Annotated in this window: 20 protein-coding genes; 12 read left to right on the top strand and 8 right to left on the bottom strand. The window is 63.0% G+C overall.

Annotated elements, in window-relative coordinates; translation table 11 throughout:
- Positions 1–82: 82 nt before the first annotated feature.
- Entirely contained in the window at positions 83–2,674 is a 2,592-nt protein-coding gene (locus APH33_RS12210; RefSeq protein ID WP_054885384.1) for a glycosyltransferase, read from the bottom strand.
- Between the two features lie 133 nt (positions 2,675–2,807).
- Here APH33_RS12210 and tcdA point away from each other — a divergent pair, with 133 nt between their 5' ends.
- Positions 2,808–3,617 carry a tRNA cyclic N6-threonylcarbamoyladenosine(37) synthase TcdA gene (tcdA, locus tag APH33_RS12205; RefSeq protein ID WP_054885383.1) on the top strand — a complete coding sequence of 270 codons (810 nt, stop codon included), beginning with the start codon at positions 2,808–2,810 and terminating at the stop codon, positions 3,615–3,617.
- A 111-nt stretch (positions 3,618–3,728) separates the two neighbouring features.
- Here the strand turns inward: tcdA and APH33_RS12200 are convergent, their stop codons facing one another.
- From APH33_RS12200 to APH33_RS12185, 4 genes are all read right to left on the bottom strand, one after another.
- On the bottom strand, positions 3,729–4,139 hold the full coding sequence (locus APH33_RS12200) for a SufE family protein (protein ID WP_054885382.1): 411 nt from the start codon (positions 4,137–4,139) through the stop codon (positions 3,729–3,731).
- Positions 4,136–5,341, bottom strand: coding sequence for a cysteine desulfurase (locus tag APH33_RS12195; RefSeq protein WP_054885381.1), 1,206 nt, complete (start codon positions 5,339–5,341; stop codon positions 4,136–4,138). The genes APH33_RS12200 and APH33_RS12195 overlap by 4 nt, the downstream gene beginning before the upstream one ends.
- An 81-nt stretch (positions 5,342–5,422) precedes the next feature.
- Positions 5,423–6,457, bottom strand: coding sequence for a 2,3,4,5-tetrahydropyridine-2,6-dicarboxylate N-succinyltransferase (dapD, locus tag APH33_RS12190; RefSeq protein WP_054885380.1), 1,035 nt, complete (start codon positions 6,455–6,457; stop codon positions 5,423–5,425).
- 31 nt (positions 6,458–6,488) lie between these two features.
- Entirely contained in the window at positions 6,489–6,836 is a 348-nt protein-coding gene (locus APH33_RS12185; RefSeq protein WP_054885379.1) for an ArsC family reductase, read from the bottom strand.
- A 377-nt stretch (positions 6,837–7,213) separates the two neighbouring features.
- On the opposite strand from APH33_RS12185, the gene APH33_RS12180 reads away from it, so the two are divergent.
- Positions 7,214–8,860 carry a Na+/H+ antiporter gene (locus tag APH33_RS12180; protein ID WP_054885378.1) on the top strand — a complete coding sequence of 549 codons (1,647 nt, stop codon included), beginning with the start codon at positions 7,214–7,216 and terminating at the stop codon, positions 8,858–8,860.
- 123 nt (positions 8,861–8,983) lie between these two features.
- On the opposite strand, the gene dapC is transcribed toward APH33_RS12180, so the two are convergent.
- Genes dapC through map form a run of 3 tightly spaced genes read right to left on the bottom strand, consistent with a single transcriptional unit; the run spans position 8,984 to position 13,731 of the window.
- A complete protein-coding gene (gene dapC / locus APH33_RS12175) occupies positions 8,984–10,180 on the bottom strand; it encodes a succinyldiaminopimelate transaminase (protein ID WP_054885377.1) in 1,197 nt (398 codons plus the stop codon).
- Positions 10,181–10,210: 30 nt separating this feature from the next.
- On the bottom strand, positions 10,211–12,913 hold the full coding sequence (locus APH33_RS12170) for a [protein-PII] uridylyltransferase (protein WP_054885376.1): 2,703 nt from the start codon (positions 12,911–12,913) through the stop codon (positions 10,211–10,213).
- A 35-nt stretch (positions 12,914–12,948) separates the two neighbouring features.
- A complete protein-coding gene (gene map / locus APH33_RS12165; protein WP_016712936.1) occupies positions 12,949–13,731 on the bottom strand; it encodes a type I methionyl aminopeptidase in 783 nt (260 codons plus the stop codon).
- 347 nt (positions 13,732–14,078) lie between these two features.
- Between map and rpsB the strand changes: the two genes are divergently transcribed.
- The 10 genes from rpsB to APH33_RS12115 all read left to right on the top strand — a co-directional run bounded on the left by rpsB (position 14,079) and on the right by APH33_RS12115 (position 24,487).
- Entirely contained in the window at positions 14,079–14,816 is a 738-nt protein-coding gene (gene rpsB / locus APH33_RS12160) for a 30S ribosomal protein S2 (RefSeq protein ID WP_027920037.1), read from the top strand.
- A gap of 184 nt (positions 14,817–15,000) precedes the next feature.
- The gene (gene tsf, locus APH33_RS12155; RefSeq protein ID WP_054885375.1) at positions 15,001–15,864 is read left to right on the top strand and encodes a translation elongation factor Ts; all 864 of its coding nucleotides are present in this window, start codon (positions 15,001–15,003) and stop codon (positions 15,862–15,864) included.
- A 180-nt stretch (positions 15,865–16,044) separates the two neighbouring features.
- A complete protein-coding gene (gene pyrH / locus APH33_RS12150) occupies positions 16,045–16,788 on the top strand; it encodes a UMP kinase (RefSeq protein ID WP_003252294.1) in 744 nt (247 codons plus the stop codon).
- On the top strand, positions 16,785–17,342 hold the full coding sequence (gene frr / locus APH33_RS12145) for a ribosome recycling factor (protein WP_054885374.1): 558 nt from the start codon (positions 16,785–16,787) through the stop codon (positions 17,340–17,342). Before pyrH ends, frr begins: the two co-directional genes overlap by 4 nt.
- A 15-nt stretch (positions 17,343–17,357) precedes the next feature.
- Positions 17,358–18,113 carry a polyprenyl diphosphate synthase gene (gene uppS / locus APH33_RS12140; protein ID WP_027920033.1) on the top strand — a complete coding sequence of 252 codons (756 nt, stop codon included), beginning with the start codon at positions 17,358–17,360 and terminating at the stop codon, positions 18,111–18,113.
- Entirely contained in the window at positions 18,113–18,928 is an 816-nt protein-coding gene (locus tag APH33_RS12135; protein WP_054885373.1) for a phosphatidate cytidylyltransferase, read from the top strand. The genes uppS and APH33_RS12135 overlap by 1 nt, the downstream gene beginning before the upstream one ends.
- The gene (ispC, locus tag APH33_RS12130) at positions 18,925–20,115 is read left to right on the top strand and encodes a 1-deoxy-D-xylulose-5-phosphate reductoisomerase (protein WP_054885372.1); all 1,191 of its coding nucleotides are present in this window, start codon (positions 18,925–18,927) and stop codon (positions 20,113–20,115) included. The genes APH33_RS12135 and ispC overlap by 4 nt, the downstream gene beginning before the upstream one ends.
- A 48-nt stretch (positions 20,116–20,163) precedes the next feature.
- Positions 20,164–21,516, top strand: coding sequence for a sigma E protease regulator RseP (rseP, locus tag APH33_RS12125; protein ID WP_054885371.1), 1,353 nt, complete (start codon positions 20,164–20,166; stop codon positions 21,514–21,516).
- A 74-nt stretch (positions 21,517–21,590) separates the two neighbouring features.
- Positions 21,591–23,939, top strand: coding sequence for an outer membrane protein assembly factor BamA (bamA, locus tag APH33_RS12120; RefSeq protein ID WP_054885370.1), 2,349 nt, complete (start codon positions 21,591–21,593; stop codon positions 23,937–23,939).
- 44 nt (positions 23,940–23,983) lie between these two features.
- Complete coding sequence (locus tag APH33_RS12115; protein WP_054885369.1) at positions 23,984–24,487, top strand: OmpH family outer membrane protein; 504 nt, start codon at positions 23,984–23,986, stop codon at positions 24,485–24,487.
- Position 24,488 lies beyond the last annotated feature (1 nt).

Raw genomic sequence — 24,488 nt, 5'->3', positions numbered from 1 at the left:
CAAGGCCGCTCCTACAGAAGCACGCGGTCTCCTGTAGGAGCGGCCTTGTGTCGCGAAAGGGGCGCAAAGCGCCCCCAAGATCTCAAGCCTGCTGCGGCTCGGCGGCCTTCTGCGCAGGCTTGGGCAGCGACGACAGAAATGCCATCACCAACGCCGCCACATACGGCAACGACTGCACCAGCAGCATCGCCACCCAGAAGCGCATGTCCGAACTCGGCAGCCCCTGCACCAGGAATATGCCCAGTGCCGCGCCCCACAGCAGCAACATGATGAACAGCTCTTCCCGGGCTTCGGAAATCGCCACCAGCAAGCCATGGCTGTCGGCGTTCTTCGGTGTGCGGAAGAACGGCATGCTGCTGGTGAAGAAGCCGTAAAGCACCGCCTTGGCAATGGTATGCGACAGCGCCAGCCCCGCCAGTGCCGCAGCAAAGGCATCCTTGAGGTTCACCCCCACCGCACGGCGGTAGAGGAAGATGATCTTGCCGACCTTGAAGAAGAACAGCGCCAGCGGCGGAATGGCAAAGATCATCAGCGGCGGGTCGACCCGGTGCGGGACGATGATCATCGCTGCCGACCACAACAGCGCGCCGACCGTGAAGAAGATGTTCATGCCGTCGGCGACCCACGGCAGCCAGCCGGCCAGGAAGTGATAGCGCTGGCCACGGGTCAGCTCGCTGCCCTTGCCGCGCAGCAGGGCGCTGGCGTGGTGCTTGATGATCTGGATGGCGCCATAGGCCCAGCGGAAACGCTGCTTCTTGAAGTCGATGAAGGTATCGGGCATCAGGCCTTTGCCGTAGCTGTTATGGGCGTAGGCGGCCGACAGGCCTTTCTCGAATACCCGCAGGCCCAGCTCGGCGTCTTCGCAGATGCACCACTCGGCCCAGCCCAGCGCTTCCAGCACACTGCGCCGGGTCATGGTCATGGTGCCGTGCTGAATGATCGCATCACGGTCGTTGCGGGTAACCATGCCAATGTGGAAGAAGCCTTTGTATTCGCTGTAGCAGAGCTTCTTGAAGGCGCTTTCGTGCTGGTCGCGGTAGTCCTGCGGCGACTGCACCACAGCGATCTTCGGGTCGGCGAAGTGCGGCACCATGTGCTTGAGCCAGTTACGGTCGACGCAGTAGTCCGAGTCGATTACCGCGATCACTTCAGCGTCCTTGGCAGTATGCGGGATCAGGTAGTTCAGCGCGCCGCCCTTGAAGCCGGCCAGGGGCGCGACATGGAAGAACTTGAAACGCTCGCCAAGCTTCTCGCAGTGGGCCTTGAGTGGCTCCCATACGGCCGGGTCCTTGGTGTTGTTGTCGATCACCAGCACTTCATAGTCCGGGTAATCCAGCGCGGCGAGGGCGTCGAGGGTCTGCTTGACCATCTCCGGTGGCTCGTTGTAGCACGGCACATGCACTGACACCTTGGGCCGGTAGGCGCTGTCGCCCTGCACCGGCAGGAATTCGCGGCGGCGCTTGTGGATCCAGACGGCCTCGGCCAGTTCGTGGGCCTCGGTCATCAACACGATGAACACGCCCAGCGCGCCGAGCGCCAGCAACACGCCGACGGTCAGGCTGAACCAGGTGCTGTATTGCTGGCTGTAGTCATAGGCGATCCACACCAGCACCGACCCGCACAGGAAGGTGATGAAGGTGAGGAAGGTGCGGCCGCGCTGGCGCAAGGCCGAGCCGTCGATCAGCAGCACGGCCAGGGCGATCATCGCCAGGACCACCGAAGCGACCGCCAGGGCCCGCCACTGCGGGATCGCCACCACCGGCCCCTCGAAGTTGAACTTCTGCTGGCGCTCGGCGTTGTACACGCCCCAGTAGGCGCCTACCGAACCTTCGTCGTTGGCCTTCCACGGCTGGTCGTAGGCCTCGATGACGAAGTAGTTGTAGCCCCGTCGGTTCAGGGTGTTGACCAGGGTGCGCAGGTAGATGGCCTGGTCGGCCTGGGTGGCGTCGGCGCCGCCGCGCATGCGGCCGTTGCTCGGCCAGCCGACTTCCGACAGCAGCAGCGGCTTGTGCGAGAACTGGTGGCGTAGCTCGCGGGCGCGGTCGAGGACGAACTGCACCGAGTCCTTCATTGGCACGAACTCCCAGTACGGCAGGATGTGCGCGGCGATCAGGTCGACGTGGCTGGCCAGTTCCGGGTGTTCCTTCCAGATGTGCCACTGCTCGCTGGTGGTGACCGGTACCTTGACGGCGGCGCGCACGCGATCGAGGTACTGGATCAGCGCCTCGGGCGTGACTTCTTCGCGGAACAGCGCTTCGTTGCCGACCACCACCCGCACCACACTGCGTGAGTGGTTGGCCAGCTCGATGCCTTTTTCGATCTCGCGTTCGTTGCGCTCCAGGTCCTTGCTGATCCAGATGCCCAAGGTCACCCGCAGGCCGAACTCCTCGGCCAGCCGGGGGATCTTGGCCTGAGTGCCCTCGACGGTATAGATGCGGATGTTGTCGGTGAGCTTGTTCAGCTGCTCCAGGTCCTGGCGCATCTCGTCATCGCTGGGGTACTGACCTTTTTGCGGGCTCTCCCCAAGGCGGAAGGGCGAGTACGAGAAGCCGGAGATCTGTTCCGGCCAGGCAGGCGCGGAGACCGGACGGTTGATGAGTGCCCAGAACCCGGTGAACAGCGCGGCGATGGCCAGGACCACCACCAGGTTGAGGCCGAATTTGCGAGATGACATTGTGATCCGATTCTGTCCAAGTGATAGGACATTAAAGCAGTAATGGCAGGGTGTTTCCTAACGATGGAGGTCCAAGCGGCCGCTGGCCTATAATGCGCGCCGCATTTTCGGGTACGAGCGTTGAGGTAGGAACATGAGCACTGAGGATCCACGCTTTGCCGGCGTTGCCCGGTTGTATGGCGACCAGGGCCTGCAGCGCCTGGGCAATGCCCATGTGGCAGTGGTCGGCATCGGCGGGGTCGGCTCGTGGGCGGCCGAGGCCCTGGCGCGCAGTGGCGTTGGCGAAATCACCCTGTTCGACCTGGACGATGTCTGCGTCAGCAATACCAACCGCCAGGCCCATGCGCTGGAAGGCCAGGTCGGGCGGCCCAAGGTCGAAGTGATGGCCGAGCGCCTGCGGGCGATCAACCCGAAGATTACCGTGCACGCGGTGGCGGACTTTGTCACTCGCGAGACCATGGCCGAGTACGTTACCGAGGAGATGGATGCAGTGATCGACTGCATCGACAGCGTGATGGCCAAGGCCGCGCTGATTGCCTGGTGCCGGCGCCGCAAGATCGCCATTGTCACCACCGGGGGGGCCGGCGGGCAGATCGACCCGACCCAGATCCAGGTCGGCGACCTCAACAAGACCTTCAACGACCCGCTGGCTTCGCGGGTGCGTTCGACCCTGCGCCGGGACTACAACTTCTCGCGCAATACCAGCCGCAACTATGGCGTGCCTTGCGTGTTTTCCAGCGAGCAGCTGCGTTATCCGAAGGGTGATGGCAGTGTTTGCTTGCAGAAGAGCTTCGTCGGCGAAGGCGTGCGCCTGGACTGCGCGGGGGGCTTTGGTGCGGTGATGATGGTCACCGCGACGTTCGGCATGGTCGCGGCGAGCAAGGCCATCGAGAAACTGGTGGCGGGGGCGCGGCGGCCCTCGGAGCGGGTCAAGCCTGAATAATCTGCATGTGCTTCTTCGCGGGCACGCCCGCTCTCACAGGTAGAGCGTTGCCCTCGGGCCTGGCGCTGTCCCTGTGGGAGCGGGCGTGCCCGCGAAGCAGGCGCCGCCGATTCAGCAGGTGGACGCCAACTCCGCCATCCGCAGCAACACAGCATGCAGCCCGTTGCTGCGCGAAGGCGAAAGCTGGCGCTCCAGCCCCAGCAGAGTGAACCACTCACGCAGGTCCAGCTCGGCCAGTTCCGCGCTGTTCAACCCCTGAACCCGCACCAGCAGCAGCGCCAGCAGCCCTCGTAACAACCGTGCATCACTGCTCGCCTTGAAGTTCCACTGCCCCTGGACCTGTTCCGCAACCAGCCATACCAGGCTTTCACAGCCATGTACCCGGTTGCTGTCGGTCTTCTGCGCCTCGCTCAGTGGCGCCAGCCGATCGCCCCATTGCATCAGCAGCCGCGCCCGCTGTTCCCAGCCGTGGGCCTGCTCGAAGCTTTCCAACGCTTGCTGGGCTGGCAAGGGCAAACTCATCGCAGTAACTCCAGGCTCTGGTCCAGCGCTGCGAAGAACCGTTGCAGGTCGTCACTGTCGTTGTACAGCCCCAGCGACACCCGAATGGCCCCCTCCAGCCCCAACCCCTTGAGCAGCGGCATCGCGCAGTGATGCCCGGCGCGCACGGCAATGCCTTGCTCGGTCAGCAGGTGGGCGATGTCGGCGTTGTGTACGCCTTCGATGACGAAGCTGGCCAGGGCCGTCTGAGGTGTGCCAAGGACGCGCACACCGTCGCGGTCGGCCAGGCCTCGCAGCAGATGCTGGTGCAGGCTGGCTTCGTGAGCCTCGACGGCAGGGGTGTCGAGGCTGGCCAGGTAATCCAGCGTCGCGCCCAGCCCGATGACCCCGGCGATCGGCGGGGTGCCGGCCTCGAAACCCAGTGGCGCGGGGCGAAAGCTTGCGCTCTGGTAGTCGGCCATTTGCACCATTTCGCCGCCAAACTGCCAGTGGCGCAGCAGTTCAAGTGCCTGGGTACGGCCGTACAGGACGCCGACACCCTCCGGCCCATAAAGCTTGTGGCTCGAAAATACATAGAAGTCGCAGCCCAGCTGCTGCACATCATGGCGGCCATGCACGACGCCCTGGGCGCCATCGACAACGGTCAGCGCACCCTGGGCGCGGGCATGGGCCAGCAGCGCAGGCAATGGTTGCCAGGTGCCGAGCACGTTGGACAGCTGGCTGACGGCGAGCACACGGGTGCGCGGGCCGATCAGCTGCAGCGCCTGCTCCAGGTCGATGCGGCCATGCCCGTCCAGCGGCAACACCACCAGGCGCAGGTCGCGCCGCCGGGCCAGTTGTTGCCAGGGCAGCAGGTTGGCGTGGTGCTCCAGGGCGCTGATGGCAATCTCGTCGCCCGCTTCGAAGCGGTGTTCCAGGCCATAGGCCAGCAGGTTCAGCGCCGAGGTGGCGCCGTGGGTGAAGACGATCTGCCGTGAGTCCGCAGCATTGAGCCAGGTCGCCACCTTGTCGCGGCTGGTCTCGAAAGCCTGGGTTGCCAGCGCGCCGGGCAGGTGCTGGGCACGGTGCACGTTGGCAGCGCCATGGCCGTAGTAATGGCTCAGGGCATCGAGCAACGCCTGGGGCTTCTGGGTGGTAGCGGCGCTGTCCAGGTAGGTCTGGTGCTGCCGTTGCAGGGCGGCGATGGCGGGGAAATCGGCGCGCCAGGGGGAGGGCTGGAACATGTTCGCGGGGCCTGGAATGAAAATCGGGTCTGGCGCATGCACGCCAGACCCGATCTTAACACTTCAAACCGCCAAGGGTTCTCAGTTGTGGGCGTGCAGCGCCTCGTTCAGCTCGATGGCCGACTTGTGGGTCTTGCACTCCACAGCGCCGTTCAGCGAGTTGCGGCGGAACAGCAGGTCGGTCTGGCCGGCCAGGTCGCGGGCCTTGACCACTTTCACCAGCTCGTTGTTTTCATCCAGCAGGTTCACCTTGGTGCCAGCGGTGATGTACAGGCCGGCTTCGACGGTGTTGCGGTCGCCCAGCGGAATGCCGATACCGGCGTTGGCGCCGATCAGGCAGCCTTCGCCGACCTTGATGACGATGTTGCCGCCACCGGACAAGGTACCCATGGTCGAGCAGCCGCCGCCCAGGTCCGAACCCTTGCCGACGAATACGCCAGCGGAAACACGGCCTTCGATCATGCCCGGGCCTTCGGTGCCCGCGTTAAAGTTGACGAAGCCTTCGTGCATGATGGTGGTGCCTTCGCCGATGTAGGCGCCCAGGCGCACGCGGGCGGTGTCGGCGATGCGCACGCCGGCCGGGACCACGTAGTCGGTCATTTTCGGGAACTTGTCCACCGAGAACACTTCCAGCAGCTCGCCCTTCAGGCGCGCTTCCAGTTGCAGCTCGGCCAGCTCGCTCAGGTCTACGGCGCCCTGGTTGGTCCAGGCCACGTTCGGCAGCAGCGGGAAGATGCCGGCCAGGCTCAGGCCGTGCGGCTTGACCAGGCGGTGCGACAGCAGGTGCAGCTTGAGATAGGCCTCCGGGGTCGAAGCCAGCGCGGCATCTTCGGCCAGCAGGGTGGCGACCAGCGGCTTGTGGCTTTCGGCCAGGCGGGTCAGCAGGGCGGCTTGGGTGGCGTCCACGCCTTTGACGGCTTCGGCCAGCTGGGCGGCCTGGGCGTTGCTGAAGGTGATGGCCTGGTTGCCGCCTTCATAGCCGAGGATTGGCGCCACTGCGGCAACCAGTTCGGCGCTCGGGTTGAGCAGGGGTTGTGCGTAGAACACTTCCAGCCAGGTGCCCTGGCGGTTCTGGGAGCCGACACCGAAGGCCAGGCTGAACAGGGTATTGGACATGTGATTACCTCGTGCGAAATAGGGTAGGAGCTCAGGCCAGCGCGGCGGCGTACAGGTCGGGCTTGAAGCCGACCAGGGTGCGACCGCCAAGGTCGAGTACCGGGCGCTTGATCATCGACGGCTGGGCGTGCATCAGTTCGACGGCCTTGGCCTGGTCGAGGTCGGCCTTGCTGGCGTCGTCGAGCTTGCGGAAGGTGGTGCCGGCACGGTTGAGGATGACTTCCCAGCCGTGTTCGTCGCACCAGCGGTTGAGGCTGTCGCGGTCGATGCCTTGGGTCTTGTAGTCGTGGAATTCGTAGGCGATGGCTTTGTCTTCGAGCCAGGTGCGCGCTTTTTTCATGGTGTCACAGGCTTTGATGCCGTAGAGCGTGTAGGTCATTGTGTACATTGAGGCCACAGGCTGCCTCAATCTCTCCCTTTCCGAATGTCAGTCGCGGGATTATGCGGGAACGATTGTATGAGCGCCACGGGGTGTGCATGTCTTGAGGTTTTCAGTGCTTGTGAGAGGTGTATGCCTTGGGAGTTGTGGCGCTCGATCTTACAGGCGCAGAAACTCTCAAGGCATGCACCTCCAAGCCAATACAGGCCCTAACCTGCACAACCCACAAGCACTGGGTATCATCGTGTTACATATTCATCCGTCACCTGCGACTATCGTGCAGCGGCCTCGTTTCGCGATACCCCGCTAACATATTGTTTCAATGGCGATCTCTCGCCCCCGCTGTCGTTTTTGGTTCACAAAGGAAGCCTTCACGGATGCAGTCCGCCTACACCGTCCTCATCCTGCTGACGCTGGTAAGCGTGTCGAAACTGGTCGGGCGCATGATCCCGTTGCCGTTGCCCTTGGTGCAGATCGCCGCTGGCGCATTGCTGGCCTGGCCGACCTTGGGCCTGCATGTTGCCCTGGACCCCGAATTGTTCCTGTTCCTGTTCCTGCCGCCGCTGCTGTTTGCCGACGGCTGGCGCATCCCCAAGCGCGAGCTGTGGCGCATCCGCGGCCCGGTAGTGGCGCTGGCCGTTGGGCTGGTGCTGTTCACCGTGGTCGGTGCCGGTTACTTCATCCATTGGCTGCTGCCGAGCATTCCGTTGCCGGTGGCCTTTGCCCTGGCCGCCGTGCTGTCGCCTACCGACGCTGTGGCGGTGTCGGCGATTACCCAGGATCGCCTGCCAACCCCGCTGATGCACATGCTGCAAGGCGAGGCGTTGATGAACGACGCCTCCGGTCTGGTGACGTTCAAGTTTGCCTTGGCAGCCGCCATCACCGGGGCGTTTTCGCTGGCCGACGCCAGCTTCAGTTTCGTGCTGGTGGCCCTCGGTGGCCTGGCCGTAGGTGTGGCCCTGAGCTGGCTGATCGGCCGCCTGCGCGCCTGGATGATCGCCCGTGGCTGGGATGACCCGGCCACCCACGTGGTCTTCATGCTGCTGCTGCCCTTTGCCGCCTATGTGCTTGCCGAGCGCCTGGGCGTATCGGGCATCCTTTCGGCGGTGGCCGCCGGCATGATGCAGAGCTGGCTCGACCTGTTGCCCCGCCAGACCAGTACCCGTCTGCTCAACCGCAGCGTCTGGTCGCTGCTGGAGTTCGCCTTTAACGGCCTGATCTTCCTGTTGCTGGGCCTGCAACTGCCGGACATCATCAAGGCCGTTGTCAGCCACGAGACCACCGTCTGGCCGACCCTGGCCTGGCGCTGCCTCGACGTGCTGGCGATCTTCGCCGCATTGATCCTGCTGCGTTTCGTCTGGGTGCAGAGCATCTGGCGGGCGATCGGTGTGGTTCGTCGCTGGCGCGGCAGGCCGGCGCTGGTGCTGATGCCAACCATGCGCTCTTGCTGGTTGCTGACCCTGGGCGGTGTGCGCGGGGCAGTGACCCTGGCCGGTGTCATGTCGGTGCCGCTGTTGATGGGCGCGGGCCAGGCCTTCCCTGAACGTGACCTGCTGATCTTCATCGCCGCCGGGGTGATCCTGCTGTCGCTTATCAGTGCCTGCATAGCCTTGCCGCTGCTCCTGCGGGGTATCACCAAGAGCCCGGACGAACGGCTGCATCAGGAAGTGCAGGAGGCCTGGCGGCGTACGGCCGAGGCGGCGATCCATGCGTTGGAGGCGGAAGAGGTGATTGATGCCAGCGCGCCGCAGGATGCGGCACAGGCAACCCTGGCCACGGAGCTCAAGGCGCGGTTGATGGCCGAATATCGGGATGAGCTGGATAGCTACAACGACACGGCCGAAGCACGGGCGCTGGCCGAACAGATGGACTTGCTGGAGCGGCGTTTGCGCTTGCGCGCGCTGCGGGCACAGCGGCTGGAACTGTACAACCTGCATCGCCAGCATCTGGTGGGCGATGAGGTGGTCAGGCAGGTGCTGGGGGAGCTGGATCTGAGTGAGGCCAACCTGGGGCAGGTCAGGTAGGCCTGTTGTGGGCCATTCGCGTGTGAACCCGCTCCCACAGATCATGCACCGCATTCGCGGCTTGCGCTGTACCTGTGGGAGCGGGTTTACCCGCGAATGGGGCGCAAAGCGCCCCCGGGCCAATCAGCGGTTTTGCAGGAATGCGCGAATCCGCTCCGCCGCCTCGATGCACTCGGCCAGCGGTGCAACCAGTGCCATGCGTACGCGGCCGGCCCCCGGGTTCACACCGTCGACTTCACGCGACAGGTACGACCCCGGCACCACGGTCACATGCTCGGCCTCGAACAGGTCGCGGGTGAACTCGGCATCGCCGCCCGGCACCTTGGCCCAGAGATAGAAACTGCCATCCGGACGCTGCACGTCCATCACCGGCTGCAGGATATCCAGCACGGCATCGTATTTGGCACGGTACTGGTCACGGTTCTCGCGCACATGGGCCTCGTCCTGCCAGGCGGCGACGCTGGCCAGTTGGGTCTGCACGGGCATGGCGCAGCCGTGGTAGGTGCGGTACAGCAGGAACGGTTTGATGATCGACGCATCACCGGCAACAAAGCCCGAACGCAGGCCTGGCAGGTTGGAGCGCTTGGACAGGCTGTGGAACACCACGCAGCGCTTGAAGTCGCTGCGGCCCAGCTCGGCACAAGCGCTCAGCAGGCCTGGCGGCGGCGCGTCTTCGTCGAAGTACAGCTCGCTGTAGCACTCGTCGGCGGCAATCACGAAGTCGTGCTCGTCGGCCAGGGCGATCAGCTTCTTCAGGGTGTCCATCGGCACCAGCGCACCGGTCGGGTTGCCCGGCGAGCACAGGAACAGGATCTGGCAGCGCTTCCACACCTCGGCCGGCACGGCGTCAAAGTCCGGGTTGAAGCCGTTGTCTTCCAGGCAGGGCAGGTAATGCGGGGTGGCGCCGGCCAGCAGGGCGGCGCCTTCGTAGATCTGGTAGAACGGGTTGGGGCTGACCACCAGGCCGTCATCGGCACGGTTGACCACGGCCTGGGTGAAAGCGAACAGCGCCTCACGGGTGCCATTGACCGGCAGGATGTGGCGGTCGGCGTCGAGCCAGCCGGCCGGCACGCCGAAGCGGCGCTCGCACCAGTCGCCGATGGCCTGGCGCAACGCCGGCAGGCCGAGGGTGCTCGGGTACACCGCCAGCTTGTCGAGGTTGTCGGCCATGGCCTGGGCGACGAACGCCGGCGATTCATGCTTCGGTTCACCGATCGACAGGGCAATGGCGCGTTTGTCCGCCGCCGGCTTCACAGTGCCCAGCAGGGCGCGCAGTTTCTCGAACGGGTAGGGCTGAAGCTGGGTCAAGGCATGGTTCATCGGCAGGAGGTCTCGTCAATCGTCTAATCGTTAAAAAGTCACGCGGGTCGGGTTGGCATCACTGGCCTGGCCGGCCTGCAGCTGCTGCACGATGGCTTCCTGCAGGCGGCTGCACAGCTGCGGGTCGGACAGCGGCTGGTTGTCGGCATCGGTGATGAAGAAAACGTCTTCCACCCGCTCGCCGAGGGTGGCGATCTTGGCGTTCTGCAGCGACAGGTCGAATTCCAGGAAGATCCGCCCGAGCCGTGCCAGCAGGCCGGGGCGGTCTGGCGCGGTGATCTCGAGGATGGTCACCGGGCGCTGTGCGTCGTTGAGGATGGTCACCTGCGGCGGGAAGTTGAAGTGCTTGAGCTGGCGCGGCACCCGGCGCTGGATGATGGTCGGGTAGTCCTCGGGGTTGCGCAGCGCTTCGGTCAGGCCGTCGCGGATCTGCTTGACCCGCTGCGGGTTGTCGCCGATCGAGCCGCCATCGTTGTCGAGCACGATGTAGGTGTCGAGGGTGAACTGGCTGCTCGAAGTGATGATCCGCGCGTCATGGATGTTCAGGTTCAGCTGCGACATGGCGGCCACGGTCACGGCAAAGAAGTCGTGCTGGTCGGGCGCGTAGATGAAGATCTGCGTACCGCCTTCGAACTCGCGCTGGGTGGTTTCCTTGATCAGCACCAGCGGCCCGCCATCGGCCGGTTGCTGCAGGATGGCGTCGCTGTGCCAGGCCACATCGGCGGCGTTGTGCTTGAGGAAGTAGTCATCGCCCAGCTGCGACCATAACTGCTCGACATCGTCCGGGTCGGTACCCTCGCGCACCAGGATGTCCAGCGCGGCCGACTGGGTCTGGCGGATCTGTTCCTCACGGTCCAACGGGTTTTCCAGGCCACGGCGCAGGGCGCGCTTGGTCTCGGTGTAGAGCTGGCGCAGCAGGCTGGCGCGCCAGGAGTTCCACAGGCTGGGGTTGGTGGCGTTGATGTCGGCCACGGTCAGCACATACAGGTAGTCCAGACGCGTCTCGTCGCCCACGTGCAAGGCGAAATCGTTGATCACCTGCGGATCGGACAGGTCCTTGCGCTGGGCGGTGGTCGACATCACCAGGTGGTTCTGCACCAGCCAGACGATCAACCGGCTGTCCCAGGCCGGCAACTGGTGGCGTTCGCAGAACTTCTGCGCATCCACCGCACCGATCTCGGAGTGATCGCCCTGGCGACCTTTGCCGATGTCGTGGTACAGGCCCGCCAGGTAGATCAGCTCGGGCTTGGGCAGGCGGCCCATGAGCTTGCTGGCCAGGGGGAATTTCTCCGATACCGGCGTGTACTGCAGCTTGCGCAGGTGCTTGATGAGGTTGAGGGTGTGCGCATCGACCGTGTAGATGTGGAACAGGTCGTGCTGCATTTGCCCGACGATCAGGCCGAATTCCGGCAGGTAGCGGCCAAGGATGCCGTAGCGGTTCATCCGCCGCAGGTTGCGGTGGATACCGATTTCGCACTTGAACAGCTCGATGAACAGGCTGGTATTGCGGATATCGTTGCGGAAGGTGTCGTCGATCAGGTGCCGATGTTCGCGCAGCAGGCGCACGGTATCGGCACGCACGCCCTTGATCTCCGGATGCTGAGCCATCAGCACGAAGATCTCCATCATGGCGAACGGGGTACGCCTGAACACGTTCGGCCTGACCGCTTCGATGTAACCGTCATGCAGGCGGAAGCGCGCGTTCAGCGGCTGGGTGGTGCCGCTGCCATCATCGGCGAGGATGACTTCTTCGAAGTGCTGGATGATCAGGTCGCACAGCTGGCTGATGCTCATCACCACCCGGTAGTACTGCTGCATGAACTGTTCGATGGCGCGCTTGGGGTTGTCGTCGCTGTAGCCGAGCAGTGCAGCGATGCTGCGCTGGTGGTCGAACAGCAGGCGGTCCTCGGCGCGACCGGCGAGCATGTGCAGGGCATAGCGCACTTTCCACAGGAAGTCCTGGGACGAGGCCAGCAGTTCGTTCTCGCTTTCCAGCAGGAAGCCTTCGCCGGCCAGGGCATGCAGGTTCAGCGTGCCGTACTGGCGGCGGGCGACCCAGAGCACCGTCTGGATGTCGCGCAAGCCACCGGGCGAGCCCTTGACGTTGGGCTCGAGGTTGTACTCGGTGTCGTTGTACTTGTGGTGGCGGGCCTTGAGTTCGGCACGCTTGGCCAGGAAGAAATCCTTGCTCGGCCACATGTAGCCGGTGCTGGTCACCTCGAGCATGCGCTGGCGCAAGTCTTCGGGGCCGGCGATGGTCCGGCTTTCCATCAGGTTGGTGATTACCGTCAGGTCGGCGCGGGCCTGCTCGGCGCATTCGTCGACGGTACGCACGCTCTGGCCGACCTCCAGACCGATGTCCCAGAGCAGGGTGAGGAAGCGCTCGATGGCCTCCCGGTACTGTTCATGCTCGGCGGCCCCGAGCAGGATCAGCAGGTCGATGTCCGAGTGCGGGTGCAGCTCGCCGCGGCCATAGCCGCCGACCGCCACCAGCGCGATACCGCTCGGGTCGCCCCAGTCGAACTGGTTCCAGGCCTGTTGCAGGATGTTGTCCACGAGCCAGGCGCGGGCTTCGATCAGCGGGCGGATTTCGCAGCCCGAACGAAAGCGCTTGTCGAGCACCTCGCCGGCCTGGCGGATGGCTTTCTTGAAGGCGGCGATGGGGCTCGCCTTGAGGGCCAGTTCCGCCTGGAACTGGCCACGGTCGAACAGCTCGGGATCCACCTGGGGCATCGCGTCGCGTTCCTGTCTTTAGGTTGCCTTGGGTATCAGGCCGAGGTGCGCGGGATGGTGTCGTCCTTGCGCAGGGTGAATATCTCGTAACCGGTAGCCGTCACCACCAGGGTATGTTCCCACTGGGCCGAGAGCTTGCGGTCTTTGGTGATGGCCGTCCAGCCGTCGCCCAGCACCTTGGTGTCGGCCTTGCCCTGGTTGATCATCGGCTCGATGGTGAAGGTCATGCCTTCCTTGAGCTCCATGCCGGTGCCAGCGCGGCCGTAGTGGAGGATCTGCGGCTCTTCATGAAACACCTTGCCGATGCCGTGGCCGCAGAACTCGCGCACCACCGAGAAACCATTCTTCTCGGCGTGCTTCTGGATCACTTCACCGATATCGCCCAGGCGGCAGCCCGGCTTGACCAGTTCGATGGCCTTGTACATGCATTCCTGGGTGACCTTGGACAGGCGCTCGGCCCAGACTGGCACGGTGCCGACGTGGAACATGCGGCTGGTGTCGCCGTGGTAGCCGTCCTTGATCACGGTGACGTCGATGTTGAGCGTGTCCCCGTCCTTGAGCGGCTTGTCGTTGGGGATGCCGTGGCAGACCACATGGTTGATCGAGGTGCAGATCGACTTCGGGTAGCCCTTGTAGTTGAGGGGCGCCGGGATGGCCTGCTGGACGTTGACGATGTAGTCGTGGCACAGGCGGTCGAGCGCTTCGGTGGTGACACCGGGCTTGACGTGTTCTTCGATCATTTCCAGCACTTCGGCGGCCAGGCGGCCGGCGATGCGCATCTTCTCGATGTCTTCTGCAGTCTTGATGGTGACGGTCATTACAGGCTCTCTACGGCGCCGCAGACGGCGCTAACAAACGGGAAAGGCCGGATTCTAGCAGAGCAGGGCGGCATTCTGTCGGGATAAAGGCGGTCATGCTGCTGTCTATAAGGAGGCATTCTGGCCTGTTTGGCAGGGTGCTGCAAAAACTGCTGACGGACGCAACCTGATCCGGGTTCCGTTCGCTCGCGGTCTGTGGTATAAAATGCGCCGCTTTCGGGGACGACCCCGTCAGCTCCAAACCCACACACGTGTCGACACGATGGCCTGGGTGCCCCGATTCTCCGGAAGCGTGGGTTGGTCATTGGGATACGTGGAGGCCCAACCCGACTTATCAAGGAACTATCATGTCCCAAGTCAACATGCGCGATATGCTGAAGGCCGGTGTGCACTTCGGCCACCAGACCCGTTACTGGAACCCGAAAATGGGCAAGTACATTTTCGGCGCGCGTAACAAGATTCACATCATCAACCTGGAAAAAACCCTGCCGATGTTCAACGACGCTCTGTCGTTCGTAGAGCGCCTGGCCCAGGGCAAGAACAAGATCCTGTTCGTCGGCACCAAGCGTTCCGCCGGCAAGATCGTTGCCGAGCAAGCTGCTCGCGCAGGTTCGCCATACGTTGATCACCGTTGGTTGGGCGGCATGCTGACCAACTACAAGACCATCCGTGCTTCGATCAAGCGTCTGCGCGACCTGGAAACCCAGGCCGAAGATGGCACCTTCGCCAAGCTGACCAAGAAAGAAGCCCTGATGCGTTCGCGCGATCTGGAAAAGCTGGACCGCAGCCTGGGTGGTATCAAGGACATGGGCGGTCTGCCTGATGCCCTGTTCGTGATCGACGTTGACCACGAGCGCATTGCTATCACCGAAGCCAACAAGCTGGGCATCCCGGTTATCGGCGTTGTCGATACCAACAGCAGCCCAGAAGGCGTTGACTTCGTTATCCCAGGTAACGATGACGCCATCCGCGCTATCGAGCTGTACATGACTTCGATGGCTGACGCCGTCATCCGCGGCCGCAACAACGTTGCCGGCGGTACTGAAGTCTACGCTGAAGAAGCGGCTGCACCTGCTGCTGAGTAATAGGCGCTAGCGTCTACTTGGCACGCGAAAAGGGGGCTCTGCCCCCTTTTTGCCACCTTGAAATCCTGCTGTCAGCAACGGCCCCGCATGATGGGCGAGCTGATATAAAGGCAGCGATTTGCAGAATTTAACGCCCGTGACGAGCGGGTGGAATGGTTGAAAAACTTTCCAAGAGGATTTTGAAATGGCAGCAATTACTGCAGCGCTGGTCAAAGAACTGCGCGAGCGTACCGGCGAAGGCATGATGGATTGCAAGAAGGCCCTGGAAAAGGCCGGCGGCGACATCGAAAAAGCCATTGACGACATGCGTGCCTCGGGCGCCATCAAGGCCGCCAAGAAGGCTGGCAACGTCGCTGCTGAAGGCGCTATCGCCGTCAAGACCGACGGCAAAGCCGCCGTCCTGCTGGAAGTGAACTCGCAGACCGACTTCCTGGCCCTGCAAGACGACTTCAAGAACTTCGTGGCCGAAAGCCTGGAAGAAGCTTTCGCTCAGAAGCTGACCGACGCCGCTCCCCTGGTTGCCTCGCGTGAAGCAGCTCGTGAAGCCCTGGTCGCCAAGTGCGGCGAGAACGTCAACATCCGTCGCCTGGTGCGCGTTGAAGGTGATGTTGTCGGTGCCTACCTGCACGGCAACAAGATCGGCGCTGCCGTTGTTCTGAAAGGCGGCGACGTCGAGCTGGCCAAGAACATCGCCATGCACGTTGCAGCTTCGAACCCGGAGTTCCTGGATTCGTCGGAAATCTCCGCTGAAGCCATCGAGCGCGAGAAGAACGTCTTCCTGCAGCTGAACGCCGACAAGATCGCTGGCAAGCCGGAAAACATCGTTGAAAACATGATCAACGGTCGTATCACCAAGTTCAAGGCCGAAGCCTCGCTGAAAGAGCAAGCTTTCGTCATGAACCCAGAAGTCAAGGTTGGCGAGCTGGCCAAGAAAGCCGGTGCTGAAATCGTTTCCTTCACCTACTTCAAGGTTGGCGAAGGCATCGAGAAGCCAGTCGACAACTTCGCTGAAGAAGTTGCCGCTCAGGTAGCTGCTGCCAAGCAGTAAGACAGCCCCGTCTGTCGCCCCAAAGAGGCTGCCCGCTCACGCGCGCAGCCTCTTTGTCAAAACGGCGAAGGGTTTACAGGGCCCGACGCCGCTGGCACCAAAACGGTGCCACGCTACAGTTAGCAAGCCGAAAACGGCTCGCACGAATTTTCTAAAAGTACGCCGCAGGAGAGACTCGCAATGGCTCAGCAGGTGAGTGGTCGCCAACCTCGCTATAAACGCATTTTGCTCAAACTTAGCGGCGAGGCCCTGATGGGCTCGGAAGACTTCGGCATCGATCCGAAGGTGCTGGATCGCATGGCCCTTGAAGTCGGCCAGCTGGTGGGGATCGGTGTCCAGGTCGGCCTGGTGATCGGTGGTGGCAACCTGTTCCGCGGCGCAGCGCTCAGCGCAGCCGGCATGGACCGTGTCACCGGCGACCACATGGGGATGCTGGCCACTGTCATGAACGGCCTGGCCATGCGCGATGCGCTGGAGCGTTCGAACATCCCGGCGCTGGTCATGTCGGCCATTTCCATGGTTGGCGTCACCGATCATTACGATCGTCGCAAAGCTATTCGCCACCTCAACTCCGGGGATGTGGTAATTTTCTCTGCCGGTACCGGCAACCCGTTCTTCACCACCGACTCAGCAGCCTGCCTGCGCGCCATCGAAATCGATGCCGACGTGGTGCTGAAGGCGACCAAGGTCGATGGCGTGTACACTGCCGACCCATTCAAGGATCCGCATGCCGAGAAGTTCGATCACCTGACCTATGACGAGGTCCTGGATCGCAAGCTGGGTGTGATGGACCTGACCGCAATCTGCCTGTGCCGTGACCACAAGATGCCATTGCGGGTATTCAACATGAACAAGCCTGGCGCCCTGCTGAACATCGTGGTGGGTGGCGCTGAAGGTACTCTGATCGAGGAAGGCCAAGCATGATCAACGACATCAAGAAAGACGCGCAGGAGCGCATGGGCAAATCCATCGAAGCCCTGGCTCGCAACCTGGCGGCGATCCGTACCGGTCGCGCCCACCCAAGCATCCTGGACAGCGTCAAGGTCACGGCCTGGGGTAGCGAGATGCCGCTGAACCAGGTGGCTGCGATCACCGTCGAAGATGCCCGCACCCTGAAGATCGTCGCTCACGACAAGAACCTCAGCGCTGCCATCGAGAAAGCCATCCTGACCTCCGACCTGGGCCTGAACCCCTCCAGCGCCGGTACCACCATCCGTGTACCGATGCCGGCCCTGACCGAAGAGACCCGCAAGGGCTACACCAAGCAGGCCAGCAGCGTTGCCGAAGATGCCAAGGTGGCTGTGCGTAACGTGCGCCGCGATGCCCTGGGTGATCTGAAGAAGCTGACCAAGGACAAGGAAATCAGCGAAGACGAAGAGCGTCGCGCCGCTGACGAGATCCAGAAGCTGACCGACAAGTTCATTGCTGAAGTCGATGCCGCTTACAAAGCCAAGGAAAAGGACCTGATGGCCGTTTAAGGCCGAGGTTTTTTAATGGAAAAGTCCAAGTTGGCGGCACCGTCATCGGTGCCGCGTCATGTCGCGATCATCATGGATGGCAACAACCGCTGGGCGAAGAAGCGCCTGCTGCCCGGCGTCGCCGGGCACAAGGCTGGCGTCGACGCGGTGCGCGCAGTCATCGAGGTGTGCGCCGAATCCGGGGTCGAAGTGCTGACCCTGTTCGCCTTCTCCAGTGAAAACTGGCAGCGCCCGGCCGAAGAGGTCGGTGCGTTGATGGAGCTGTTTTTCTCGGCCTTGCGCCGTGAGGCCCGGCGCCTCAACGAGAACAACATCAGCCTGCGCATCATCGGTGACCGTTCGCGATTCCACCCCGAGCTGCAGGCTGCCATGCGCGAAGCCGAGGCGCTGACAGCGGGCAGTAACCGCTTCATTCTGCAGATCGCCGCCAATTACGGCGGCCAGTGGGATATCGCCCAGGCCGCCCAACGCCTGGCGCGTGAGGTTCAGGCCGGCCATTTGCGCCCGGACGACATCACCCCTGGCCTGCTGCAGACCTGCCTGGCCACAGGCGAGCTGCCATTGCCCGACCTGTGCATCCGTACCGGTGGCGAGCATCGCATCAGCAACTTCCTGCTGTGGCAACTGGCCTATGCCGAATTGTATTTCTCCGACCTCTACTGGCCGGATTTCAAACACGAGGCCATGCGCAAAGCCCTGGCCGATTTCGCTTCGCGCCAGCGCCGCTTCGGTAAGACCAGCGAGCAGGTCGAGGCTGGAGCTCGTGCTTAATGCTTAAACAACGCATCATTACCGCGCTGATCCTGTTGCCGGTCGCGCTGGGTGGTTTCTTCCTGCTCAACGGCGGGGACTTCGCCCTGTTCATCGGCTTCGTGGTGACCCTCGGTGCCTGGGAGTGGGCGCGTCTGGCCGGGCTAGTGGCTCAGCCATTGCGCATCGCCTACGCCGCTGTGGTCGCCGGAGCGCTGATGCTGCTCCATCTCATGCCGGACCTGGCACCATGGGTGCTTGGCGCTTCGGTCATCTGGTGGGCGCTGGCCACCTGGTTGGTGCTCACCTATCCACGCAGCAGCGAACTGTGGGCCAGTGCAGCCTGCAAGCTGCTGATCGGCTTGCTGATCCTGTTGCCGGCATGGCAAGGGCTGATCCTGCTCAAGCATTGGCAGCTCGGCAACTGGCTGATCCTGTCGGTCATGGTGCTGGTCTGGGCAGCTGATGTCGGTGCCTATTTCTCCGGTCGTGCATTTGGCAAGCGCAAGCTGGCGCCGCAAGTGAGCCCGGGCAAGAGCTGGGAAGGTGTCTATGGTGGCATGGCGGTCAGCCTGGTGATCACCCTGGTGGTGGGCATCAGCCGTGACTGGGGCTTCGGCCAGCTTCTGCTAGGCCTGCTGGGTGCTGCGCTGGTGGTCATGTCGTCGGTGATCGGTGACCTGACCGAGAGCATGTTCAAGCGTCGGGCCGGCATCAAGGACAGCAGTAACCTGCTGCCTGGCCATGGTGGGGTGCTGGATCGCATCGACAGCCTGACCGCAGCGATCCCGATCTTCGCCGTGCTGCTGTGGGCTGCCGAATGGGGTGTGATGTGAGTCGCACGCAGCGTATTACTGTGCTGGGTGCGACCGGCTCGATCGGTCTCAATACCCTTGATGTGATTGCGCGGCACCCCGAACGCTACCAGGTGTTCGCGCTCAGCGGCTATTCGCGCATCGACGAGCTGCTGGCCCTGTGCGTTCGGCACCACCCGGTCTATGCCGTGGTGCCCGATGACGAAGGCGCTGCGCGCCTGCGTGATGGTCTGGTGGGTGCCGGCTGCGCTACCCAGGTGTTGGTAGGGGAGGCAGGTCTGTGCGAGGTCGCGGCAGCCCCTGACGTGGATGCGGTGATGGCTGCCATCGTTGGCGCCGCTGGCCTGCGTCCGACCCTGGCCGCCGTTGAAGCGGGCAAGAAGGTGTTGCTGGCCAACAAGGAGGCGCTGGTGATGTCCGGCGCGCTGTTCATGGACGCGGTGCGGCGCAGTGGCGCCGTGCTGCTGCCGATCGACAGCGAGCACAATGCGATCTTCCAGTGCCTGCCGGGCGATTATGCTCGCGGCCTGAGCCAGGTCGGCGTGCGTCGTATCCTGCTGACCGCCTCGGGTGGGCCGTTCCGCGAGACGCCGCAGGCGGCCTTGGTCGATGTCACTCCGGAACAGGCCTGTGCTCATCCCAACTGGTCGATGGGGCGGAAGATTTCCGTGGACTCGGCCAGCATGATGAACAAGGGCCTGGAGCTGATCGAGGCCTGCTGGTTATTCGATGCGGCGCCGGCCAAGGTCGAGGTGGTCGTGCATCCGCAAAGCGTGATCCATTCGCTGGTCGACTACATCGACGGTTCGGTGCTGGCCCAGTTGGGCAATCCGGACATGCGCACCCCCATCGCGAATGCCTTGGCCTGGCCGGAGCGTATCGATTCCGGGGTTGCCCCGCTGGACCTGTTCGCCATCGCCCGTCTGGACTTCCAGGCGCCGGACGAACAACGCTTCCCTTGCCTGCGCCTGGCGCGCGAGGCGGCCGAAGCCGGTAACAGTGCGCCTGCGGTGCTCAACGCGGCCAACGAGGTCGCGGTCGAGGCATTTCTCCAGCGGCGTATCCGCTTCCCTGAGATCGCGGGTATGATCGAGCAAGTGCTTGATCAGGAACCTGTGGTGCCGCTGCCATCGCTGGAGGCCGTTTTCGCTGCCGACCAGCGTGCCCGAGAACTGGCCCGTGAGTGGCTGAGGCGTCACGGTCGTTGAGGCCTGGCGCGCTACCAGGGTTCTGCTGAACGTCATTCGGAGATAGATATGACTGCGCTCTACATGATTGTCGGCACCCTGGTGGCCCTGGGTGTACTGGTCACATTCCACGAGTTTGGCCACTTCTGGGTCGCACGGCGTTGCGGGGTCAAGGTGCTGCGCTTCTCCGTCGGCTTCGGCATGCCATTGCTGCGCTGGCATGACCGCCAGGGCACCGAGTTCGTGGTGGCGGCGATTCCGCTGGGTGGCTACGTCAAGATGCTCGACGAGCGTGAGGGCGAAGTGCCTCCGGCGCTTGCCGATCAAGCGTTCAACCGCAAGTCGGTGCGTCAGCGCATCGCCATCGTAGCCGCAGGCCCCGTCGCCAATTTCCTCCTGGCCATCGTCTTCTTCTGGCTGCTGGCCATGCTCGGTACCCAGCAGGTCCGCCCGGTGATCGGTGCGGTCGAGCCGGGGAGCCTGGCAGCATCGGCAGGCCTGGCTGCTGGTCAGGAAATTGTATCTATCGATGGCAAGGCGACCAGCGGTTGGTCGGCAGTCAATTTGCAGCTGGTTCGTCGCCTGGGTGAGAGTGGTGCCCTGCAGGTTGGGGTGCGCGACGATGGCGCCACCGCCGAGCGCCAGCTGCAGGTGAGGCTGGAGCATTGGCTCAAGGGTGTCGACGAGCCGGACCCTATTCAGTCCCTGGGCCTGCGCCCATGGCGGCCGGCGGTATCGCCCGTACTGGCCGAGATCGATCCGAAAGGCCCGGCTGCTGCCGCTGGCCTGAAGGCCGGCGACAAATTGCTCGCCCTCGACGGCGCGGCGCTCAGTGATTGGCAGCAGGTGGTAGACAGTGTTCGTGCGCGCCCTGATTCCCAGGTGGTGCTGCGAGTCGAGCGCGACGGCGCGGCCCTCGATGTGCCGGTCACGCTGGCTCACAAAGGCGAAGGCAAAGCGGCCGGTGGCTACCTCGGCGCGGGTGTGAAGGGCGCCGAATGGCCTGCCAGCATGCTTCGCGAAGTCAGCTATGGCCCGCTGGATGCCGTGGGCGAGGGGCTCTCGCGGACTTGGAACATGAGCGTCCTGACCCTCGAGTCGCTGAAGAAAATGCTGTTCGGTGAGCTCTCGGTAAAAAACTTGAGCGGACCGATAACCATTGCTAAAGTGGCGGGCGCTTCAGCCCAGTCCGGCGTGGGGGATTTCCTGAATTTCCTGGCCTACCTGAGCATAAGCCTGGGGGTTCTTAACCTGCTGCCCATTCCAGTACTGGATGGGGGGCATTTGCTGTTTTACCTGGTCGAGTGGGCGCGCGGTCGTCCATTGTCAGAACGGGTGCAAGGTTGGGGGGTCCAGATCGGTATCAGTTTGGTCGTAGGGGTGATGTTGCTCGCCCTGATCAACGATCTGGGTCGACTTTAAAAGCTTCGCTCAATTGCGAACCTGCCGTCACCATGCGGCGGGTTGTTTATTGCCAGTTGGAATAAAAGGACTTCATGAAACGTCTGCTGCTAACTGCGGTCATGTCCGCACTGATGATCGCTGAAGTTCACGCCGAGTCCTTCACTATCTCCGATATTCGTGTCAACGGCCTGCAGCGGGTGTCCGCCGGCAGCGTGTTCGGCGCCTTGCCACTCAACGTTGGCGACCAGGCTGACGACCGCCGCCTGGTGGATTCCACCCGTTCGCTGTTCAAGACCGGCTTCTTCCAGGACATCCAGCTGAACCGCGATGGCAACGTCCTGATCATCAACGTGGTCGAGCGCCCGTCGGTGTCCAGCATCGAGATCGAAGGCAACAAGGCGATCAGCACCGAAGACCTGATGAAGGGCCTGAAGCAGTCGGGCCTGGCCGAAGGCGAGATCTTCCAGCGCGCCACCCTCGAAGGCGTGCGCAACGAGCTGCAGCGCCAGTACGTGGCCCAGGGCCGCTACTCGGCCGAGGTCGACGCCGAAGTCGTGCCGCAGCCGCGCAACCGTGTGGCGCTGAAGATCAAGATCAACGAAGGTACCGTTGCCGCCATCCAGCACATCAACATCGTTGGCAACACCGTGTTCAGCGATGAAGAGCTGCAGCAGCTGTTCGAACTGAAGACCACCAACTGGCTATCGTTCTTCAAGAACGACGACAAGTACGCCCGCGAAAAGCTCTCCGGTGACCTGGAGCGCCTGCGTTCCTACTACCTGGACCGCGGCTACATCAATATGGACATCGCCTCCACCCAGGTGTCGATCACCCCGGACAAGAAGCACGTCTACATCACCGTAAACGTCAACGAAGGCGAGAAGTACACGGTTCGCGACGTGAAGCTGTCGGGTGACCTGAAGGTGCCGGAAGACCAGGTCAAGTCGCTGCTGCTGGTGCAGCCGGGCCAGGTGTTCTCGCGCAAGGTCATGACCACCACCTCCGAGCTGATCACCCGCCGCCTGGGCAACGAAGGCTACACCTTCGCCAACGTCAACGGCGTGCCGCAGCCGAACGACCAGGACCACACCGTCGACATCATGTTCGTGGTCGACCCGGGCAAGCGTGCCTACGTCAACCGCATCAACTACCGCGGTAACACCAAGACCGAAGACGAAGTGCTGCGCCGTGAAATGCGCCAGATGGAAGGTGGCTGGGCTTCGACTTACCTGATCGACCAGTCCAAGACCCGTCTTGAGCGCCTGGGCTTCTTCAAGGAAGTCAACGTCGAGACCCCGGCGGTGCCAGGCACCGACGACCAGGTCGACGTCAACTACAGCGTCGAAGAGCAAGCCTCCGGTTCGATCACCGCCAGCGTCGGTTTCGCCCAGAGCGCCGGCCTGATCCTCGGTGGTTCGATCAGCCAGAGCAACTTCCTCGGTACCGGTAACAAGGTATCCATCGGCCTGACCCGTTCGGAGTACCAGACCCGCTACAACTTCGGCTTCGTTGATCCCTACTTCACTGCCGACGGCGTGAGCCTGGGCTACAACGCCTTCTACCGCAGCACCGACTACAGCGACCTTGACGTCGACGTGGCCAGCTATGCGGTGGACAGCCTGGGTGCCGGTGTCAGCCTCGGTTACCCGATCAGCGAAACCTCGCGTCTGACCTACGGCCTGAGCGTTCAGCAGGACAAGATCAAGACCGGTAAGTACACCGTTGACGAGATCTTCGACTTCCTCAAGCAGGAAGGTGACAACTTCACCAACTTCAAGGCCTCGATCGGCTGGTCCGAGTCGACCCTGAACAAAGGTGTGCTGGCGACCCGTGGTCACTCCCAGAGCCTGACGCTCGAGAGCACCATTCCAGGCAGCGACCTGTCGTTCTACAAGCTCGACTACCGCGGCCAGCTGTTCAAGCCGATTACCAACGATTACACCCTGCGCCTGCATACCGAACTGGGCTATGGTGATGGCTACGGTAGCACCTCGGGCCTGCCGTTCTATGAAAACTACTACGCGGGTGGCTTCAACTCCGTGCGTGGTTTCAAAGACAGTACGCTGGGCCCGCGCAGTACGCCGAGCAAGGGGACCAACCCTGGTACCATCGCCGACCCGGATCAGGATCCATTGCCGTTCGGTGGTAACGTGCTCGTGCAAGGTGGTGTCGAGTTGCTGTTCCCGCTGCCGTTCGTCAAGGACCAGCGTTCCCTGCGTACCTCGGTATTCTGGGACGTGGGTAACGTGTTCGACACCAACTGCGGCAGCAAGCCGGATTGCGAGAAGGTGGGCTTCTCGGGCATGGCCAGTTCGGTCGGCCTGGGTGTCACCTGGATCACGGCCCTGGGCCCGTTGAGCTTCAGCCTGGCGATGCCGGTGAAGAAGCCGACCGATGCCGATACCCAGGTGTTCCAATTCTCTCTGGGCCAGACCTTCTAAGGTCGGCCCTTGCTTAACGACAACGGTTTTTCCAGGAGTGCATCGTGCGTAAATTGGCTCAACTGGCCGTAGTGGCCGCGGCGCTGGTCGCCACCCCGGCTTTCGCCGAAATGAAGATCGCCGTGCTGAACTATCAGATGGCCCTGCTCGAATCCGATGCCGCCAAGAAGTACGCGGTCGACGCCGAGAAGAAGTTCGGCCCGCAACTGACCAAGCTGAAGAGCCTGGAAAGCAGCGCCAAGGGCATCCAGGACCGCCTGATCAAGGGTGGCGACAAGATGCAGCAGCAGGAGCGTGAGCGTCTGGAGCTCGAATTCAAGCAGAAAGCCCGTGACTTCCAGTTCCAGTCCAAGGAACTGAACGAGGCCAAGGCCGTTGCTGACCGCGACATGCTCAAGCAGCTCAAGCCGAAGCTGGACGGCGCTGTCGAGGAAGTGATCAAGAAAGGCGGCTACGACCTGGTTCTCGAGCGCGGCGCGGTCATCGATGTCAAACCTCAGTACGACATCACCCGCCAAGTCATCGAGCGTATGAACCAAGCGCGTTGAT

The organism is Pseudomonas sp. NBRC 111130 (genome assembly GCF_001320485.1).
Taxonomy (GTDB): Bacteria; Pseudomonadota; Gammaproteobacteria; order Pseudomonadales; family Pseudomonadaceae; genus Aquipseudomonas; species Aquipseudomonas vlassakiae.
This window is presented reverse-complemented; position numbering and strand designations above follow the sequence as displayed.

Excerpts from the sequence above, each read along its gene's own strand:
- APH33_RS12210 (WP_054885384.1), bottom strand. The coding sequence starts at position 2,674 with ATGTCATCTCGCAAATTCGGCCTCAACCTGGTGGTGGTCCTGGCCATC.
- tcdA (WP_054885383.1), top strand. The coding sequence starts at position 2,808 with ATGAGCACTGAGGATCCACGCTTTGCCGGCGTTGCCCGGTTGTATGGC.
- APH33_RS12200 (WP_054885382.1), bottom strand. The coding sequence starts at position 4,139 with ATGAGTTTGCCCTTGCCAGCCCAGCAAGCGTTGGAAAGCTTCGAGCAG.
- APH33_RS12195 (WP_054885381.1), bottom strand. The coding sequence starts at position 5,341 with ATGTTCCAGCCCTCCCCCTGGCGCGCCGATTTCCCCGCCATCGCCGCC.
- dapD (WP_054885380.1), bottom strand. The coding sequence starts at position 6,457 with ATGTCCAATACCCTGTTCAGCCTGGCCTTCGGTGTCGGCTCCCAGAAC.
- APH33_RS12185 (WP_054885379.1), bottom strand. The coding sequence starts at position 6,836 with ATGACCTACACGCTCTACGGCATCAAAGCCTGTGACACCATGAAAAAA.
- APH33_RS12180 (WP_054885378.1), top strand. The coding sequence starts at position 7,214 with ATGCAGTCCGCCTACACCGTCCTCATCCTGCTGACGCTGGTAAGCGTG.
- dapC (WP_054885377.1), bottom strand. The coding sequence starts at position 10,180 with ATGAACCATGCCTTGACCCAGCTTCAGCCCTACCCGTTCGAGAAACTG.
- APH33_RS12170 (WP_054885376.1), bottom strand. The coding sequence starts at position 12,913 with ATGCCCCAGGTGGATCCCGAGCTGTTCGACCGTGGCCAGTTCCAGGCG.
- map (WP_016712936.1), bottom strand. The coding sequence starts at position 13,731 with ATGACCGTCACCATCAAGACTGCAGAAGACATCGAGAAGATGCGCATC.
- rpsB (WP_027920037.1), top strand. The coding sequence starts at position 14,079 with ATGTCCCAAGTCAACATGCGCGATATGCTGAAGGCCGGTGTGCACTTC.
- tsf (WP_054885375.1), top strand. The coding sequence starts at position 15,001 with ATGGCAGCAATTACTGCAGCGCTGGTCAAAGAACTGCGCGAGCGTACC.
- pyrH (WP_003252294.1), top strand. The coding sequence starts at position 16,045 with ATGGCTCAGCAGGTGAGTGGTCGCCAACCTCGCTATAAACGCATTTTG.
- frr (WP_054885374.1), top strand. The coding sequence starts at position 16,785 with ATGATCAACGACATCAAGAAAGACGCGCAGGAGCGCATGGGCAAATCC.
- uppS (WP_027920033.1), top strand. The coding sequence starts at position 17,358 with ATGGAAAAGTCCAAGTTGGCGGCACCGTCATCGGTGCCGCGTCATGTC.
- APH33_RS12135 (WP_054885373.1), top strand. The coding sequence starts at position 18,113 with ATGCTTAAACAACGCATCATTACCGCGCTGATCCTGTTGCCGGTCGCG.
- rseP (WP_054885371.1), top strand. The coding sequence starts at position 20,164 with ATGACTGCGCTCTACATGATTGTCGGCACCCTGGTGGCCCTGGGTGTA.
- bamA (WP_054885370.1), top strand. The coding sequence starts at position 21,591 with ATGAAACGTCTGCTGCTAACTGCGGTCATGTCCGCACTGATGATCGCT.